15 protein-coding genes are annotated in these 16,363 nt (G+C 62.9%); 9 read left to right on the forward strand and 6 right to left on the reverse strand.

Annotated elements, in window-relative coordinates; translation table 11 throughout:
• Positions 1-2 precede the first annotated feature (2 nt).
• The 7 genes from ACVJNE_RS02445 to modC all read left to right on the forward strand — a co-directional run bounded on the left by ACVJNE_RS02445 (position 3) and on the right by modC (position 7,826).
• Positions 3-911 carry an ABC transporter permease gene (locus ACVJNE_RS02445; protein ID WP_499562651.1) on the forward strand — a complete coding sequence of 303 codons (909 nt, stop codon included), beginning with the start codon at positions 3-5 and terminating at the stop codon, positions 909-911.
• Complete coding sequence (locus tag ACVJNE_RS02450; protein WP_499562653.1) at positions 908-2,563, forward strand: ABC transporter ATP-binding protein; 1,656 nt, start codon at positions 908-910, stop codon at positions 2,561-2,563. The genes ACVJNE_RS02445 and ACVJNE_RS02450 overlap by 4 nt, the downstream gene beginning before the upstream one ends.
• A gap of 11 nt (positions 2,564-2,574) precedes the next feature.
• Entirely contained in the window at positions 2,575-4,029 is a 1,455-nt protein-coding gene (locus tag ACVJNE_RS02455) for an N-acyl-D-amino-acid deacylase family protein (protein WP_499562655.1), read from the forward strand.
• A gap of 50 nt (positions 4,030-4,079) precedes the next feature.
• Complete coding sequence (locus ACVJNE_RS02460) at positions 4,080-5,087, forward strand: proline racemase family protein (protein ID WP_499562657.1); 1,008 nt, start codon at positions 4,080-4,082, stop codon at positions 5,085-5,087.
• A 181-nt stretch (positions 5,088-5,268) separates the two neighbouring features.
• Positions 5,269-6,060, forward strand: coding sequence for a molybdate ABC transporter substrate-binding protein (modA, locus tag ACVJNE_RS02465; RefSeq protein WP_499562659.1), 792 nt, complete (start codon positions 5,269-5,271; stop codon positions 6,058-6,060).
• 3 nt (positions 6,061-6,063) lie between these two features.
• Entirely contained in the window at positions 6,064-6,732 is a 669-nt protein-coding gene (modB, locus tag ACVJNE_RS02470; protein ID WP_444728550.1) for a molybdate ABC transporter permease subunit, read from the forward strand.
• Positions 6,732-7,826 (forward strand): molybdenum ABC transporter ATP-binding protein, encoded by a 1,095-nt coding sequence (modC, locus tag ACVJNE_RS02475; protein WP_499562661.1) that lies wholly within the window; start codon positions 6,732-6,734, stop codon positions 7,824-7,826. The genes modB and modC overlap by 1 nt, the downstream gene beginning before the upstream one ends.
• Positions 7,827-7,841: 15 nt before the next feature.
• Here the strand turns inward: modC and ACVJNE_RS02480 are convergent, their stop codons facing one another.
• The 4 genes from ACVJNE_RS02480 to ACVJNE_RS02495 are packed head-to-tail and all read right to left on the reverse strand — an operon-like array spanning position 7,842 to position 12,146.
• Positions 7,842-9,362 carry a phosphomannomutase/phosphoglucomutase gene (locus ACVJNE_RS02480; RefSeq protein WP_499562663.1) on the reverse strand — a complete coding sequence of 507 codons (1,521 nt, stop codon included), beginning with the start codon at positions 9,360-9,362 and terminating at the stop codon, positions 7,842-7,844.
• Positions 9,363-9,385: 23 nt separating this feature from the next.
• On the reverse strand, positions 9,386-10,042 hold the full coding sequence (locus ACVJNE_RS02485; RefSeq protein WP_499562665.1) for a PIG-L deacetylase family protein: 657 nt from the start codon (positions 10,040-10,042) through the stop codon (positions 9,386-9,388).
• A complete protein-coding gene (locus ACVJNE_RS02490; protein WP_499562667.1) occupies positions 10,039-10,854 on the reverse strand; it encodes a sugar phosphate nucleotidyltransferase in 816 nt (271 codons plus the stop codon). The genes ACVJNE_RS02485 and ACVJNE_RS02490 overlap by 4 nt, the downstream gene beginning before the upstream one ends.
• Positions 10,851-12,146 carry a methyltransferase domain-containing protein gene (locus ACVJNE_RS02495; protein WP_499562669.1) on the reverse strand — a complete coding sequence of 432 codons (1,296 nt, stop codon included), beginning with the start codon at positions 12,144-12,146 and terminating at the stop codon, positions 10,851-10,853. Before ACVJNE_RS02495 ends, ACVJNE_RS02490 begins: the two co-directional genes overlap by 4 nt.
• A 311-nt stretch (positions 12,147-12,457) precedes the next feature.
• Between ACVJNE_RS02495 and rfbC the strand changes: the two genes are divergently transcribed.
• Complete coding sequence (gene rfbC, locus ACVJNE_RS02500; RefSeq protein ID WP_499562671.1) at positions 12,458-12,997, forward strand: dTDP-4-dehydrorhamnose 3,5-epimerase; 540 nt, start codon at positions 12,458-12,460, stop codon at positions 12,995-12,997.
• A gap of 7 nt (positions 12,998-13,004) precedes the next feature.
• Here the strand turns inward: rfbC and ACVJNE_RS02505 are convergent, their stop codons facing one another.
• Positions 13,005-14,297: a DUF4910 domain-containing protein gene (locus ACVJNE_RS02505; RefSeq protein ID WP_499562673.1), complete on the reverse strand. Its 1,293-nt coding sequence runs from the start codon at positions 14,295-14,297 to the stop codon at positions 13,005-13,007.
• 39 nt (positions 14,298-14,336) lie between these two features.
• Positions 14,337-15,404, reverse strand: a complete 1,068-nt coding sequence (locus tag ACVJNE_RS02510; RefSeq protein WP_499562675.1) for an NAD-dependent epimerase/dehydratase family protein — start codon at positions 15,402-15,404, stop codon at positions 14,337-14,339.
• A gap of 236 nt (positions 15,405-15,640) precedes the next feature.
• Here ACVJNE_RS02510 and ACVJNE_RS02515 point away from each other — a divergent pair, with 236 nt between their 5' ends.
• Positions 15,641-16,363: a class I SAM-dependent methyltransferase gene (locus tag ACVJNE_RS02515; protein WP_499562677.1), complete on the forward strand. Its 723-nt coding sequence runs from the start codon at positions 15,641-15,643 to the stop codon at positions 16,361-16,363.

Genomic DNA, 16,363 nt, shown 5'->3' on the forward strand with positions numbered 1-16,363 from the left:
CGATGATGAAGACCATCCAGAATCCGGCCGTCGCAGAACTGCCGCCAGTAGGCGCCGGCATCGACCGGAAGAACTCGACCTTCAATCAGCTCCTGCTTTCGCTGAAGAGCATCCCGGTCCTCGTGGCCCTTGTCGTGCTCGTCACGGTCGTGGTGCTGGCGGCTTTCGCGCCGGTGCTCGGCACCGTCGATCCGATAGCCATCAATCCAGGTGGGCGCTTCAGTCCCATCTCCGAAGCCTACTGGCTGGGGAGCGACGCCTATGGCCGAGACCTCTATTCGCGCCTGCTCTACGGCGCGCGTATTTCGCTCATCGTCGGCCTTGGCGCGGCAGCGGCCAGCATCGCGGCCGGGCTCGTCATCGGCGTGGTGGCCGGCTATCTGAAGGTGCTCGACGCCATCATCATGCGCGTGATGGACGGTGTCATGGCGATCCCAAGCATATTGCTGGCCATCGCGCTCGTCTCGCTGACCGGCGCATCGCTGATGACCGTGCTGGTCGCCATTACAGTGCCCGAGATACCGCGCGTCGTCAGGCTGGTGCGCAGCATCATCCTCAACGTCCGGTCGGAGGCCTATGTAGAGGCGGCCGTATCGCTCGGCACGCCGACGCTGCGTATCCTGACGCGCCATATGGTGCCAAACACGATCGCGCCGCTGATCGTCCAGGGGACCTTCATCTTTGCCTCGGCCATCCTGACGGAGGCGACGCTCAGCTTCCTCGGTGCCGGCCTTCCAACCGAAATCCCGTCATGGGGCAACATGATGGCCGATGGCCGCATGTACTTCCAGCTCTATCCCGGCCTCGTGCTCTACCCCGGCATCGTGCTGGCGCTTACGCTTTTGAGCGTCAATATCCTGGGCGACGTATTGCGCGACGTGCTCGACCCGAAAATGGCGAAACGCACATGACCAACCCGAAAAAAGACGGCGGCAACGCAAAAGGTCAGCCGGTCCTCGACGTTCGTAACCTCGACGTCAGCCTTGTGGGCGCGGGTCAGACCAGGGTCATGCGCGACGTCAGCCTCACCGTGAATCCGGGCGAGACGGTCTGCGTCGTCGGCGAGTCGGGATCGGGCAAGTCCGTAACCGCCTTCTCGATCATGGGGCTGCTTTCGAGCGAGGCGCTCCGTTGCACCAGCGGAAGCATACTTCTGCAGGGCGAGAACGTGCTCGAGGCCAGCGCCGAACGCCTGCGCGACCTGCGCGCCACGACGATGGCGATGGTGTTCCAGGAGCCGATGACGGCGCTGAACCCCGTCGAGACGGTCGGCGATCAGATCGACGAGGTCCTGCGCATTCATCGCAAGGAGCTCGGCAAGCGCGAGCGCCGGCAGCGGGTCATGGCGATGCTGGAATCCGTGCACCTGCCGGACCCCGAACGCATCTACAGCTCCTACCCGCACCAGCTTTCCGGCGGCCAGCGTCAGCGGGTGGTGATCTGCATCGCTCTGATCCTGGAACCCAAACTGCTGATCGCCGACGAGCCGACGACGGCGCTCGACGTCACCACCCAGCGGCAAATCCTGCTGCTGATCCGCGAATTGCAGGAAAAGCACAACACGGCCGTTTTGTTCATCACCCACGATTTCGGCGTGGTGGCCGACATCGCCGACCGCGTGGTGGTGATGAACCGCGGTGAGATTGTCGAGATGGGCCCGCGCGACCAGATTCTGGCAGAACCGGCGGAGGACTACACCCGCATGCTGGTGTCGTCGGTGCCGAGCCTTGTGCCTGATACGCGCGCCGAAAACCGCAACGAGATCGTGCTGTCGGTCAAGGAACTCGGCAAGACCTATTCGGAAAAGGGCTTCCTGAAACGGCGCCGCGACGTGGCTGCGGCGGTCGACATCAACCTGACCCTGCGTCGTGGCGAAATCCTCGGTGTCGTTGGTGAATCAGGTTCTGGAAAGTCGACGCTCGCCCGCTGCGTCGTACGTCTGCAGGACCCCACCAGCGGCGAAGTCGTCATCTGCGGCGAAAACATCGCAGCGTTGCGCGGCCAGCCGTTGCAGGCGATGCGCAAGCGCGTCCAGATGGTTTTCCAGGACCCGTACCGGTCACTGAACCCGCGATTGACGGTGGGCGATTCCATCACCGAGGGTCTGACCAATTTCGGCGTCAGCCGCGATGCAGCCCTTGCCAGGGCACGCGAACTGATGACGCTGGTGGGCCTGTCGCCGGACGTGCTGCAACGCTTCCCGCACCAATTCTCGGGCGGCCAGCGCCAGCGCCTGTGCATAGCGCGTGCTCTTGCGCTAGAGCCGGACGTGCTGGTCGCGGATGAGGCCGTCTCGGCGCTCGACGTATCCGTGCAGGCACAGGTTCTGGCGCTGCTCGACGATATTCGCGAGAAGACCGGCGTCGGCGTGCTGTTCATCACCCATGACCTGCGGGTCGCCGCGCAGATCTGCGATACGATCATGGTGATGCAGAACGGGCGCATGGTCGAGTTCGGTGCCGCAGCCGATGTCCTGACTGCCCCCCGTGAGGCCTATACACGCGCCCTGCTCGACGCAGCGCCCGGCCGCCATTGGGACTTCCAGCATTTCCGCCCTCTTTGAGAGACAACGCCATGCAGCAGACCTTCGACATCCTCATCCGCAACGCGACGATCATCGACGGCACCGGCGCCGAGCGCTTCGCCGGAGACATCGGCATCGTCGGCGACCGCATCACGCGGATGGGCGACCTTCGCGATGCCAGGGGCGAGCGCGAGATCGACGCCAATGGCCGCGTGGCCGCGCCGGGCTTCATCGACGCGCACACGCATGACGACCGCATCCTGCTGTCGGCCGGTGATATGACCGCCAAGGTCAGCCAGGGCGTGACGACGGTCGTGGGCGGCAATTGCGGCATCTCGCTCGCGCCGATGCCCCGCCCGGTCAAGCGCCCGGTCACGCCGCCGCTCGACCTGCTCGACGACAGCGGCGACTGGTACCGCTACCGCACCTTCGGCGACTACCTCGAAGCGCTGCGGCAGCAGCCGGCAGCTACCAATTGCGCGATGCTGGTCGGTCACACGACGCTGCGCGCCATCACGATGGACGACCTGAGCCGCACGGCGACCGCCGCCGAGATCACCGCCATGCAGGAGCATGTCGTCGAGGCGATGGAAGCCGGCGCGATCGGCGTCTCCACGGGCCTCGCCTATCCACCGGCCAAGGCCGCGACCACCGAGGAAGTCATCGAGGTCTGCAGGCCGATGGCAAAGTATCGCGGGCTCTATTGCACACACATGCGCGACGAAGGCGACCATTCGATCGACTCCCTGGACGAGTCGTTCCGCATTACCCGCGAAGTCGGCGTGCAGCTTCTCATCTCGCACCACAAGCTCGCCGGCGAGAAGAACCATGGCCGCTCGGTCGAGACGCTGAAGCACATCGAGGCGCATATGGCACACCAGCATGTCTGTCTCGACTGCTATCCCTATGCGGCATCGTCGACGATCCTGACCGCCGATCACGCCAAGAGCTCTCCCAAGACCATCGTCACGTGGTCGAAGGCGATGCCGCAGCACGCCGGCAAGGAACTCTCCGACATCATGACCGAGATGGACTGCGATCTCGACACGGCAGTCGAGCGGCTCCTGCCGGCGGGCGCGGTCTATTTCCGGATGAACGAGGAGGACGTGAAGCGCATCCTCAAATTCGATCCGACGATGATCGGCTCCGACGGCCTGCCGCATGACGAGCAGCCGCACCCGCGTCTGTGGGGCACTTTCCCCCGCGTACTCGGCCATTACAGCCGCGACCTCGGCCTGTTCCCGCTCGAAACGGCGGTGCACAAGATGACCGGGCTGACCGCTATGGAATTTGGTCTCAAGGATCGTGGCGTGCTGCGCGAGGGTGCCTTCGCCGATGTAACGCTGTTCGATCCGGAGACGGTGATCGATCGCGCCACCTTCGAAAAGCCCATCGCCCTGTCGGCGGGCATCGACACGGTGCTGGTCAACGGCAATATCGTCTGGCGCGAAGGCAAATCGACCGGCGCGCGACCGGGCCGGGTGCTGAGACGCGAAGCAGATTAGGCTTCGCGGCAACGCTTTGGCTCGCAGGGGAATTGGGAGGGACTTTTCCAATGTTTGCACGAAATATCGTTACCTGCGTCGACCACCATCATGGCCAAGCGTCGCGAACAATTCTCTCCGGCTATCCGGCCATTCGCGGCACAACCATGCGCGAGAAGGCGGACTACTACATCGCGAACATGTCCTGGCTGCATGAATCGATGCTGCGTGAACCGCGCGGCCACCGCAACATGCTGGGCGCCGTGCTCACCGATCCGGTCAGCGACAATGCAGCCTATGGGGTCATCTTCCTGCATCCATCGGGCATGTTCGACGGGTGCGGCGACAGCACGTTCGCCACCGCCGCGGCCTTAATCGAACTGGGCATGGTTCCCGCAACCGAGCCGGTAACACGGTTTTCGCTCGATACGGTCCTGGGGCCGCTCGAGATCCAGGCCGACGTGACAGACGGCATTGTTCGCCAAGTGCGTTTCCGCAACGTCCCATCCTACCATGTCGGCGACTTCGAGGTCGCACTGCCCGACGGCCGCACCATCGGTATCGAAATGGCCTTTGGCGGGCTGTTCTACGGCTTCGTCGACGCTGCATCGGCCGGCATCGAGCTTTCCCAGAAGGCCGAGCGGGAGATCGTCAGCACCGCGCAGGCGCTGTGGGAAGCGATCGGCGAAACGACCGCTCTGGCAGACCCCGCCAACGGCAAGCCGGTGCCTGTGGACCTGTTCACTTTCGTGCAGCGGCAGGAGGCCGATCGCGGCAGTAGCTATCTGGCCGCAAACGTCTACCGGCCAGGCCGGATGGGCCGCACGCCGTCCGGCACCGGCAGCAGCGCCCATTTGGCGCTCCGCGTCGCCAAGGGCATTCACGACCCGAACGAGCCTTTCGTGCAGCACAGCCTGCTGGGCACACACTTCACCGGCACGGCCACACGCTCGACGCTGCCAAACGGCCACCCCTGCGTCGTCCCGAGCATCGGCACCAAATCCTTCATGATGGGCATGAACCAGTTCGTGATCGATCCGGCGGACCCCTTCGCCCACGGTTTCATCGTCGAGTCCTGACGCCGACTTCATTGTCGGAGGCGTATCTCCATTCCCATGCATGGTTCGCCCATGTGTCATCTCAGCGTTTGGTCGATGAAAATCGGCCAGACGGCCTGAGGCCGTAAATTTCAATCGGCCCCCGATTGCTTTCGCGCAAGAACCATGTCGATATATTCACGTAGAAATAACGGAGGGTTTCATGCTTCGCGAATTTCGTGTTCGACTTGCCGGCAGCCTGTTGCTGGCTATTGGCCTGTTCTCCACAATTGCCAGCGCTCAGGAAGATGCCCCCGTGGTCGCGGCAGCGGCAAACCTCCAGTTCGCCATCGGAGAGATCGCGAAAAGCTTTGCAGCCGATACGGGCAAGGAAGTGCGCCTTTCGATAGGGTCCACTGGTAATATCGCTCGCCAGATTCGTCAGGGCGCTCCATTCGAACTTTTCCTTGCAGCCGACGAGAAGACGCTGCTGGATCTGGCAGCAGACGGCCTGACGCGTGACGAGGGGACGGTATATGCCGTCGGACGCATCGTTGCGATCACGCCGAATGGATCCAAGCTGGCTGCGGATGGTAGCCTCGGCTCGCTGAAGCAGGCACTGGCGGGCGGTACGCTGGGACGCTTCGCTATCGCCAATCCCGAGCATGCGCCCTTTGGCGTTGCCGCGCGCGAAGCCTTGGCCCACGAAGCTTTGTGGGATGCCATCCAGCCGCACATCGTGCTCGGCGAGAATGTCAGCCAGGCCACGCAGTTTGCGCTGTCGGGCAACACAGACGGCGGCATCATTGCGTATTCGCTTGCGCTCGCACCAAGCAACAGGGAGCGCGGCACCTTCGAACTTGTTCCGGAGGAATGGCATGAGCCCTTGCGCCAGCGCATGGCCTTGCTCAAGAATGCAGGTCCGGTAGCGGAGGCATTCTACGAATATATGGACCAACCGACTGCACGCGAAATCCTGGAACGCTACGGCTTCGCGCCGCCCAAGGGCCAGTAGCCAGTGGACTGGACAGCGCTTTGGCTGTCGCTTCGCCTAGCTGGCTGGACGGTCCTGATCCTGTTGCCGCTGTCGATCCTGCTGGGGCGATTGCTGGCCTATCGGAGATTTCGCGGCAAAGGCCTCGCGGAAGCTCTGATCATGCTGCCGCTGGTGATGCCGCCGACGGTATTCGGCTTCTATCTGCTCGTCGCGTTCGGGGCGAACAGCCCGGTCGGCGGGATATGGCAATCGCTGGTCGGCCGACAACTGGTCTTTTCCTTCGAGGGGCTGGTGCTGGCGTCAGTCGTGCTCAATCTCCCCTTTGCTATCCAGCCGGCCCAGCGCGGTTTCGAGGCAATTCCAACGGAAGTGCGGGAGGCGGCGCAGTGCTGCGGCCTTTCTCCGCTTCGATCCCTGTGGAAGGTCGAGCTTCCGCTTGCCTGGCCTGGCCTGCTGACGGCCATGGTGCTGACCTTCGCGCACACGCTCGGCGAATTCGGCGTCGTGCTTATGGTCGGCGGCTCCATTCCTGGCGAAACCAAGACGATCGCGATCGCCATTTACGACCGGGTCCAGGCCTTCGACGATCAGTCTGCCGCCATCATGTCGGCAGTGCTGCTGGCGATTTCGCTCGCCACCATCTCACTCACCTTCTGGCTTTCGGCGCGCGTCGGGCGGAGGCTCGGCTGATGGCGCTGGACATGTCAGCGAAGGCGGCAGGGCCGATCCCTCTGGATGTTTCCTTTCGCGTGGCACCCGGCGAACTGATGGCGCTTGTCGGCCATTCAGGGTCCGGCAAGACCACGATCCTGCGCTCGATCGCAGGTTTGTGGGCGCCCACGCATGCGAACATCTCGGTCAGCGGCGAGCCATGGCTGGACACGGAAACCGGCGTCGATCTTCCTGCACATCGCAGGCGCGTCGGCATCGTCTTCCAGTCCTATGCGCTCTTTCCGCACATGAGCGCCCTGGCAAACGTGATGACGGCGATGGTCCATGTCCCGCGGCGGGATAAGGTTGACAAGGCAATGGAACTGCTGTCGCTGGTAAACCTTCCCGGCCTGGAGCATCGCAAGCCGGCCGCGCTGTCGGGCGGCCAGCAACAACGCGTGGCGCTTGCCCGCGCGCTGGCGCGCGAACCGGCGGCGCTGCTGCTCGACGAGCCGTTTTCGGCCGTCGACCGCGCGACACGCCAGGTTCTCTACCGGGAACTGCGCGCGCTGCGCTCGCATCTCAGGATGCCGACCGTGCTCGTGACGCACGACCTGGAAGAGGCCCGCGAACTCGCCGACCGTATCGTCGTGATCGAGCATGGCCGCCTGGTACGCGCCGGAACAACGGCGCAGATCATGTTCGACCCGGCGGCATTGCGCGCGATGGGCCTGCGCGATCTCGTTTCCGTGCTGCCCGCGGCAGTGGAGGCGCATGAGGATGACGGCCTGACGCGGCTTTCCACGCCGGCAGGCCAGATCTGGCTGCCCGGGCTGGATGCAAGTCCCGGCGCGCGTGTTCAGGTTCGCATCCACGCGCACGAAGTCATCGTTGCGCGCCAGCGCCCGCAGGAAATCTCGGCGCTCAATGTGTTGCCTGCTGTCGTGAAGGGGCTGGCCGAGGGCGACGGTCCAGGGGCAGTGGTGCGGCTCGACCTTGCCGGCCACGAGCTGCTGGCGCGCATTACGGCCCGGTCGGTCCATGCACTGTCGCTCGAAGAAGGAGCGCCCTGCTTCGCCATCCTGAAATCGATGGCGGTGGCGCGCGACGACGTGCAGCGCGATGCTTCGTAGGGGACGGCAGAGACTTCAGAAAGTCTGATTGTACGGTCCGACCTGGGGATGGCGGCGCAGGACCATATCGACAGCGTCGAACATGGCCCGCCTGCGCTCGCCAGAGACGGGGCTTTCCACAACCACGACGATCTCCGGCTTGTTGGACGAAGCCCGGACAAGCCCCCAGGTGCCATCGTCGAGCACGATGCGAATGCCGTTGACGGTGATCAGTTCGCGCACCGAGCCGCCGCCGATCATCTCGCCGTTGCGCGCAGCATCTCCGACCTGCCGACTGACGGCGCTGACGACGTCGTATTTCTCGCCGTCGTCGCAATGCGCAGACATGGTCGGCGTGCCGTAGGTGACGGGCAACTCGTCATAGAGGCGAGAAAGGCTTGGCGCGCCCTCGCGGTCAAGCATCCGGCAGACGGCAATCGCGGTCATAAGCCCGTCGTCGTACCCGCGACCGATCGGCTCCCCGAAGAAGAAGTGACCGGACTTCTCGAAGGCGGCGATGGCACCCGTTTCACTCATCCGCCGCTTGATATGCGAATGGCCGGTCTTCCAGTATTCAGTCGCGGCGCGGTTCTCGCGCAACAGCGGATCCTCCTTGAACAGGCCCGTGGACTTCACATCGACGACAAAGCGCGAGCCGGGATGCTGCACGGCGATGTCGCGCGCAATCATCAGGCCGATCTTGTCGGCGAATATCTCCCGCCCCGTATCGTCGACCACGCCGCAACGGTCTCCGTCACCGTCGAAGCCGAACCCGAGATCCGCACCGGTGCGCAGCACCTCGTCGCGGATGGCATGCAGCATCCTCATGTCTTCGGGATTCGGGTTGTAGCGCGGGAAACTGTGGTCGAGCTCGACATCGAGGGGAACGACCTCGCAGCCGATACGCTCAAGAAGCTCCGGGGCAAAGGCGCCCGCGGTACCGTTGCCGCATGCCGCGACCACCTTGAGGCGCCGCTTAAGCGCTATCCGTCTGGCGAGATCGTCGAGGTAGCGCTCCCGCATGCCCGATACAGCCACGTATGCGCCTCCGGGCGCCGGCTCTCCCGCGCCCGAAAGCACGATGCCGCGCAATGCGGACATCTCGTCGACGCCGAACGTCAGCGGCGGCTCGACGCCCATCTTGACGCCTGTCCAGCCATTCTCGTTGTGCGATGCGGTCACCATCGCCACCGACGGCACGCCAAGCGCGAACTGCGCGAAATACGCCATCGGGGAAAGCGCCAGCCCGATGTCGTGCACGCGTATGCCAGCCGTGATCAGACCCAGCGTCAGCGCCTGCTTTACGGACTGTGAGTAGGAGCGGAAGTCGTGCCCGGTGACGATCTCGGGCGGCTTGCCCATGCGGCGCATGAGGGTGCCGAGACCGAGGCCCAGCGCCTGCAAGCCTGGCAGGTTTATCTCCGGCTCGACATCCGAGCCCGGATAGCCGAACCACCAGCGCGCATCGTATTCGCGAAAGCCGGACGGCTTGACGAGGGGCATGGTCTCGAACGCGACGCTGTTGCGCTCCAGCCGCTCTGCGGGCTTGCCGAACATGAGACCCTCCCGGCTGCCAGCCGCTAGAAGACTACGGTTGCCTTGCGCATGTGAAACGCTTCCGCGTAGCGTTCGGGAGCACGACACTCCATTCCCCGCAGCCGCGCAAGTCCGCGAAACGTCTCCTCGTCGAACCAGTCTTTCGAGCGCTGGGTGGCGAAGTAGCAGGACAGGAGGTCGATCTTGCGATCCATCGCGTCCTTGCTGAGCGGCACATAGACATTGGGCCGCCCCACGTCCCCATCCCACTTCGGTATCTCGTATTCGAGGATGAACTGGTCGCGGAACACATTCCAGGTCAGCAGGCTAACCTCGCGGTGATCCTGGTGCGCGTCGTCTCGCGTGTGGGTGAAGATCACATCGGGCACGACCCGATCGCGGATCTCGGTCATCCACTGCTTGATCGATATGCTCTGCGACGGAAAGTAGCTGTCCTCGAAGTTGCCGAAACTCGTATGGCGCTCCACCTGCGGCCCCAGCAGCGCGTTGGCTGACGCCTCGGCTTCATCCGCACGAATACCGTTGGCGCTGCACACGCACCAGAAAACCCGCAAGGGCCGATCGGCTGCGACCATGGTGATCAGCGTGCCGCCCAGCCCGATCTCGATGTCGTCGGAATGCGCACCGAGGCACAAGACGGTCAGCGGCTCGTTGCCGCGCGCGAGTTCCAGCGACCTCATGGCAGCGCGAGCTCGAGCTTTTTCGAGGCAGCCGGCGCCATCGTATGGCGCTTCCAGGGCATCTCGCCGCGCTCTACCATCTCTTCCAGCGCCTGCCAGTCGCGCAGCGTGTCCATCGACCTCCAGAACCCCTCATGCTTGTAGGCCATGAGCTTGTTCTCCCGGATCAGCCGCTCGAACGGTTCCAGCACGAGTTCCTCGCCCTCGCGCATGTAGTCGAATATCTCGCGGCGGAAGAGGAAGTATCCGCCATTGATCCAGATGTCGGACCGATCGGAAGTCCTGAATTCGACCACCCGGCCGTCTTCCGCAATATCGGCCAAGTGATAGGTCAGCGGCGGGCGAACGGCCAGGAAACAGGCAAGCTTGTCGCTGGCCTTGAAACGCCGGACCATGTCGTCGAGATCGACGTCGCACAGTCCGTCACTGTAATTGGCAAGGAACATGTCATCGGTTTCGACCATCTCGCGCACCGCCCACAGACGCTCGCCGATCTTGCGCCAGATGCCGGTGTCGATCAGCGCGATACGCCAGTCGGTGGGGATATCGCCGAGATATTCCACCTGGCGTCCGCCAGCCGACACCACGCAGTCGGCAAAGGACTGCGGCCTCAAGTTGAGGAAGAAATCCTTGATGACATTCGCCTTGTAGCCGAGACACAGGACGAAATCCTGGTGCCCGTAATCGGAATAGTACTGCATGACGTGATGGAGGATCGGCTGGTGACCCAGCGGGATCATCGGCTTGGGCACGCCTTCCTTGTACTCGCGGATGCGGGTGCCGAGGCCTCCGCAGAAAAGAACGACTTTCATCTTGCGAACTCCGTAGGCGACGCAATGCGGACGTTGGGGATCGGCACGACGAGCTTGGCGCCCCATCCGGCGACATAGCTGAGCTGCTGCGCGATCTCGTGCTTCAGGTTCCACGGCAGGATCAGGATGTAGTCCGGCCGCGCCTCTTCGATCGCCTCGACCGGCAGGATCGGGATGTGCATGCCGGGCGTATAGCGACCATGCTTGTAGGGGTTGCGATCGACCGTGAAGCGCAGCAGGTCGGGACCGATGCCGCAATAGTTGAGCAAAGTGTTACCCTTGCCGGGCGCGCCATAGCCGCAGACGACCTTGCCTTCGCTCTGTGCCGTCAGCAGGAACGAAAGGATGTCCCGCTTGGCCCGCTGCGCGCTGGCCGCGAACGAGGTGTAGGTCTCCATCCGGTCGAAACCGAGTTCGCGCTCTCGCGCCTCAAGTTCACCGACGGCTGGACCGACGTCGTGCGCCGAGTCGGCATGCGCGAGATAGACGCGCAGCGAACCGCCATGGGTCGGCAGCTTCTCGACGTCGAACACTTTCAACCGGTGGCGTCGCGCCATCTCCTGGATGGTCAGCAGCGAGAAGTAGGAAAAGTGCTCGTGATAGATCGTGTCGAACTGGTTTTCGGCGATAAGTCGTTCGAGGTGCGGAAACTCGAGCGTGACCGCACCCTCCGGATTCAGCAGCAGCTTGATGCCGGCGACGAAATCATTGAGGTCGGGCACCTGCGCCAGCACATTGTTGCCGATGATGAGATCTGCACCGATGCCTTCCGCGATCAACTCTCGGGCGAGCCGCACGCCGAAGAAATCGACGCGGCTCGGAATGCCCTTGTCGATCGCGACCTGCGCCACGTTGGCGGCGGGCTCGATACCCAGCACAGGAACGCCGAGTGCCGCGAAGTGCTGGAGCAGATATCCATCGTTGCTGGCCAGCTCGACGGCGAGGTGATTGCCACAAAGCCCGAGCCTGTCGGTGATGCTTTCGCAATAGGCCTTGGCATGCGCGACCCAGCTCGTCGAATAGGACGAGAAATAGGCGTATTCGGTGAAGATCGCGTCCGGGCTGACATACTCCTTGAGCTGAACGAGGAAGCATGTGTCGCACACCTGCACGTGCAGCGGATAATAGACTTCCGGTTCGTCGAGCTGCTCCGCCGTCCGGAAATCCTCGCAGGGAGGCGACATGCCGAGATCGACGAACGTTGCCGACAAAGGCGAGCCGCAGAGCCTGCAACTGGCGGCCGGATGAACCGACGAAACTCGATACGTGGTCTCCACCGCCTGATAATTCATCGCGTCTCTCCAGCTATCGACTCTGCGGTTTCGGGAAAAGCGGATGACATCAGGTTGCATGTCCCCGCCAAGCCTGGATTGAACGATACGAGCCGGCCTCCGCGAAGCCGAGACCGCAGAATGGGCAAACGCATCCCCCAATGGAGTAGGCGGGCTAAGGTTGAGGCCGAACCTGGCCTGCCCTTGGCTGTGCGAGATGCCGCGATACCCCGTTCGTAGAACCGACACGACCGACATCAGCCGAAAGCGTGTTTTGCATCACGCGCCCGCACACCCGATCATCGCCGCATAAGAACAGCGTGGGCGAGATCATGAAATTCATCGAAACGCAGTTTAATGGGGCCTGGATCGTCGAACCAGAACCGTTCCGGGATGACCGGGGCACCTTTACGCGCACATTTTGCTCAAAAGCGTTTGAGAGCCGTGGGCTCGAACATCGCTTCGTACAGCACAACCACTCCTACTCGGTAAAGAAGGGGACACTCCGCGGCCTGCACTTCCAGCGGGAGCCGCATGCCGAAACGAAGCTCGTCTCGTGCATCAACGGCGCCGTGCTTGATGTAATCGTCGACATGCGTCCCGGATCCAGCACCAGATGGCAATGGCTGGCGGTCGAGCTTTCGGCCGTCAACCGCCGGCTCCTCTATGTGCCGAAGGGCTTCGCGCAGGGCTTCATCACGCTCGCAGACCATTGTCTGGTCAACTACCTGATGTCGACCTACTACGTGCCGGATGCGGCGTGTGGCCTTCGGTTCGACGATCCCGTCCTCGGCATCGAATGGCCTGCCCGGCCGAAGACCCTTTCGGACCGGGACCGCGCATGGCCTCTCCTCGAAATGACGGAAGCCTGACGGGTAACTAGCCCGGCCGCAGTAGATCGTGCTCGCGCAACCTGCGCGCTGCTTCGATGATCTGCGAAAAGGGCAGACCCGAGCGCTCGGCCATGTCGATCAGCGAGTGCCGACCATCCGCCAGGTTCAGAACCCACAATATCGGCATGGTGGAATGGCCGCCCGAGGAGGGGCCGCCAACCGACGCGTAGAGCCCCCGGCGCCCCAGTTGCGGCTCGCCCTTCGGGTTGAGGCTGACCGGAACCCAATCCTCTTCCAGAATGTCGATTGCATCAGTGACGATGCGATAGGAGCGCGCAAGGTGCTCGGGACGGATGAAATCCAGATTGTCCGCCGACGTGTGGTACTCCGGAAAGGTACCGAAAGTACTGTTCTGGAAGAGGCCGAACGGCATGTCGAAGCCCGGTGAACAGAACTGGCGCTCATCATATCCATAAGGCGAGAATGGCACGGATCGCGCCTGCTCGCCCTCCCCGGTCAGTATATGCGTCATGACGCGATCGATGACCGCATTGTCGCGCCGGCTGCGCTTGTAGGTCGGGCCTCCCCCGTCACCCACGCAGGACACTGCCATGCCGTGCTTGACCCTACCGACCCGGTCCTCGTTCGCCGACAGCCAGGCCAGCGGGCCGAGTGTGCCGGGCGCGAACAGAAAGCGGTAGGTGTAGCGCGTGTCGCGGCCGCGCATTGCGTTCGCCAACATCGCCAGCAGCGCCAAGCCCGAACAATTGTCGTTGGCAAGCGACGGATGGCATATATGCGTCGTCAGGAGGATCTCATCCTCGGTGCGGCCGCGATGAATATATTCGCCATAGTCGAGCTGGCCGTCCTTGAGCTCGGAATCGATGCAGACCTCATAAACGGCATCCGGAAGGGACATGAGCTTGGTGTGGCTCATGCAGAAGCCCCATGTTCGACCGTAATAGGACGTCCGGTAAGGGACCAGGTCGGGCTGATCGGGTAGCGTGAAGACATGGCGTTTCAGCTCAGCTAGATCGATCAGGCGGCGGATCGGCATGCTATAGCCGACCACATGCAGATTGGACGCGGCGAAGTCCAGGACGCGTTTTCCATCCGGCGCCTTGATGAAGGCATCCCTGATGGTCCATTCCGGAGGCACGACCCAATCGAAGAGCGGCGTGCCGGTCGCCACGACATGCCTCTGCAGTTCGACGGTTTGCGCCAGAACATCAAGCGTATCTCGCACCCCCTGCCCGGTCAGACTGCGGCAGATGGGAAAGAGACTGCTGGCAAGCTCGTACATGGCTTGACCGACGTCGGTCTCGCCGGCGCCGGTCATATTTGAATCGAGGACACGAACTTCCATCGCTTGCGGCGATCAATCGACAAGTGACAGTGTCTTGCCGACCCTGGCTTTTTCCGTGTGACGCAATTCGCTGTCGATGACACCATCGCGCATGAGCTGTTTTATGTGGGCAATGCGCTGGAAGCGCGGCCCCTCGAAATCGTCGCGCGACACGCCGGACTGCGAGAAGGCGGCGTAGAGTTCCTTCGCACCGGCTTCGGCATCCCATTGCGGCCGCGCCGCCGGCAAGACCGTGGCGAGCTTCTCGAAACTGACACGATAGGAACGCGTATCCGGACCGGCACCTTCGGCATAGTCCACCCGGCAACCTGGAACCACGCTCGCGACAATTTCGGCGATCTCGCTGATGCGGTAGTTATGGGCCGTGGTGCCGACATTGAATGCCTGGGCGTGGACCTTTTCCGTCGGCGCCGTCAGCCCGGCCGCGAATGCACGGGCAATGTCCTGTGCATGAACGATCGGTCGCCATGGCGTGCCATCGGATTTCAGGAAGATGCTGCCGTCGGCGACAGCGCCGGCCACGAGATTGTTGAGCACGATGTCGAAGCGAATGCGTGGCGACATGCCATATGCCGTCGCCGGCCGGAAGAAGACAGGACAGAAGTCGGCATCGGCCAGCTTGGTGATGTCGCGCTCGGCGAGGACCTTCGACCAGCCATAGGGCGTCACCGGGCGCAGCGCACCAGTCTCGTCAATCAGCTCTGCAGTCGACTGGCCGTAATTGCTGCAGGACGACGCAAACAGGAAGCGGCGCACACCCGCTTCCTTGGCCATGCGCGCCACATGCACGCTGCCGCGATGATTGATGTCGTAGGTCACGTTGGGATTGAGGTTGCTCAGCGGATCGTTGGACAACGCGGCCAGATGAATGATCGCGTCCTGCCCCTCGAAATCTTCCGGCACGGCATCGCGGACATCCTTGCGGATATGCGGCACTGCCGCCTGCGTGCCGCCTCTGTCGTAGGTGCATCTCTCGTACAGGTCGGAATCGAGACCGGTAACCGTGTGCCCCGCCTCAAGCAGGTGCGGCACCATCACGGATCCGAGATAGCCTTTGTGGCCGGTAACAAGCACGCGCATCGCATATATCCGTTTTCAGCGTTTCGGTTGATGCAAGGCTAGCCTCTTCGCCCGCCACGCAACGAGGTCGCCGAAAGGATGAATGCGGCGGGTGATGGTGGCCTGGCATCACCCGTTGGGAGGTATACTGACCGTTCGTTGGCGGTCGGCTTCCATGCCAAGGATGATTTCGCCACTTCGACAGCGTCTTCGACCTGTGCGTATCGTCATGAGACATTTCTCCTGGACATATGACGATGACAGCGCAGCCGCCGCTCAACCTGCAACGGAAGTTCTGGGACAGTTGGGCCACCATCTCGGGCGACAAGGGATACGACGAAATATCGGCGCGTCAGGCCAGAATCGTTTGCGACTGGCTCACATCGGTAGACGTTCCGAACATGAAGCTGCTGGAGGTCGGCTGCGGCACCGGTTGGTTTTGCCCGCGGCTTGCAGCATTCGGCAGCGTCACGGCGACCGATCTCTCGCCGACGCAGATCGAAACCGCACGCGCCCTGTTTCCCCAGGTCCGGTTCCTCGCCGGAGACTTCATGACCCTGGAACTGGAGCCGGGACAGTTCGACGTTGTCGTCACTCTGGAAGTGCTTGCGCACGTTGCCGACCAGCAGGCTTTTGTCGAACGTATCGCCAAGCTGCTCAAGCCCAGCGGCTTGTTGATGCTCGCCACGCAGAACCGTCGTGTACTGGAGCGTTTCAACCGTATCGAACCACCGGGGCCGGGGCAGATCAGACGGTGGGTCGACGCCCGCGAATTGACCGCCCTGCTCTCCCGCTCCTTCCGGATACTTGAATTGAAGTCGGTGACGCCGAGAGCCAATCGAGGTGTCATGCGCCTGCTGAACTCGCGCAAGATCAACCATCCGATCAGGAGTCTCTTCGGCGACAGGTTCGAAAATCTCAAGGAACGCCTGGGACTTGGCTGGACTCTTGTGGCGCTTGCGCGGAAGGTTTCGCCTTAG

Source organism: Mesorhizobium sp. DxT (assembly GCF_058448885.1).

Bases quoted from the DNA above. Each gene is read 5' to 3' on its own strand.
- ACVJNE_RS02445 (WP_499562651.1), top strand. From the start codon at position 3: ATGATGAAGACCATCCAGAATCCGGCCGTCGCAGAACTGCCGCCAGTA.
- ACVJNE_RS02450 (WP_499562653.1), top strand. From the start codon at position 908: ATGACCAACCCGAAAAAAGACGGCGGCAACGCAAAAGGTCAGCCGGTC.
- ACVJNE_RS02455 (WP_499562655.1), top strand. From the start codon at position 2,575: ATGCAGCAGACCTTCGACATCCTCATCCGCAACGCGACGATCATCGAC.
- ACVJNE_RS02460 (WP_499562657.1), top strand. From the start codon at position 4,080: ATGTTTGCACGAAATATCGTTACCTGCGTCGACCACCATCATGGCCAA.
- modA (WP_499562659.1), top strand. From the start codon at position 5,269: ATGCTTCGCGAATTTCGTGTTCGACTTGCCGGCAGCCTGTTGCTGGCT.
- modC (WP_499562661.1), top strand. From the start codon at position 6,732: ATGGCGCTGGACATGTCAGCGAAGGCGGCAGGGCCGATCCCTCTGGAT.
- ACVJNE_RS02480 (WP_499562663.1), bottom strand. From the start codon at position 9,362: ATGTTCGGCAAGCCCGCAGAGCGGCTGGAGCGCAACAGCGTCGCGTTC.
- ACVJNE_RS02485 (WP_499562665.1), bottom strand. From the start codon at position 10,042: ATGAGGTCGCTGGAACTCGCGCGCGGCAACGAGCCGCTGACCGTCTTG.
- ACVJNE_RS02490 (WP_499562667.1), bottom strand. From the start codon at position 10,854: ATGAAAGTCGTTCTTTTCTGCGGAGGCCTCGGCACCCGCATCCGCGAG.
- ACVJNE_RS02495 (WP_499562669.1), bottom strand. From the start codon at position 12,146: ATGAATTATCAGGCGGTGGAGACCACGTATCGAGTTTCGTCGGTTCAT.
- rfbC (WP_499562671.1), top strand. From the start codon at position 12,458: ATGAAATTCATCGAAACGCAGTTTAATGGGGCCTGGATCGTCGAACCA.
- ACVJNE_RS02505 (WP_499562673.1), bottom strand. From the start codon at position 14,297: ATGACCGGCGCCGGCGAGACCGACGTCGGTCAAGCCATGTACGAGCTT.
- ACVJNE_RS02510 (WP_499562675.1), bottom strand. From the start codon at position 15,404: ATGCGCGTGCTTGTTACCGGCCACAAAGGCTATCTCGGATCCGTGATG.
- ACVJNE_RS02515 (WP_499562677.1), top strand. From the start codon at position 15,641: ATGACAGCGCAGCCGCCGCTCAACCTGCAACGGAAGTTCTGGGACAGT.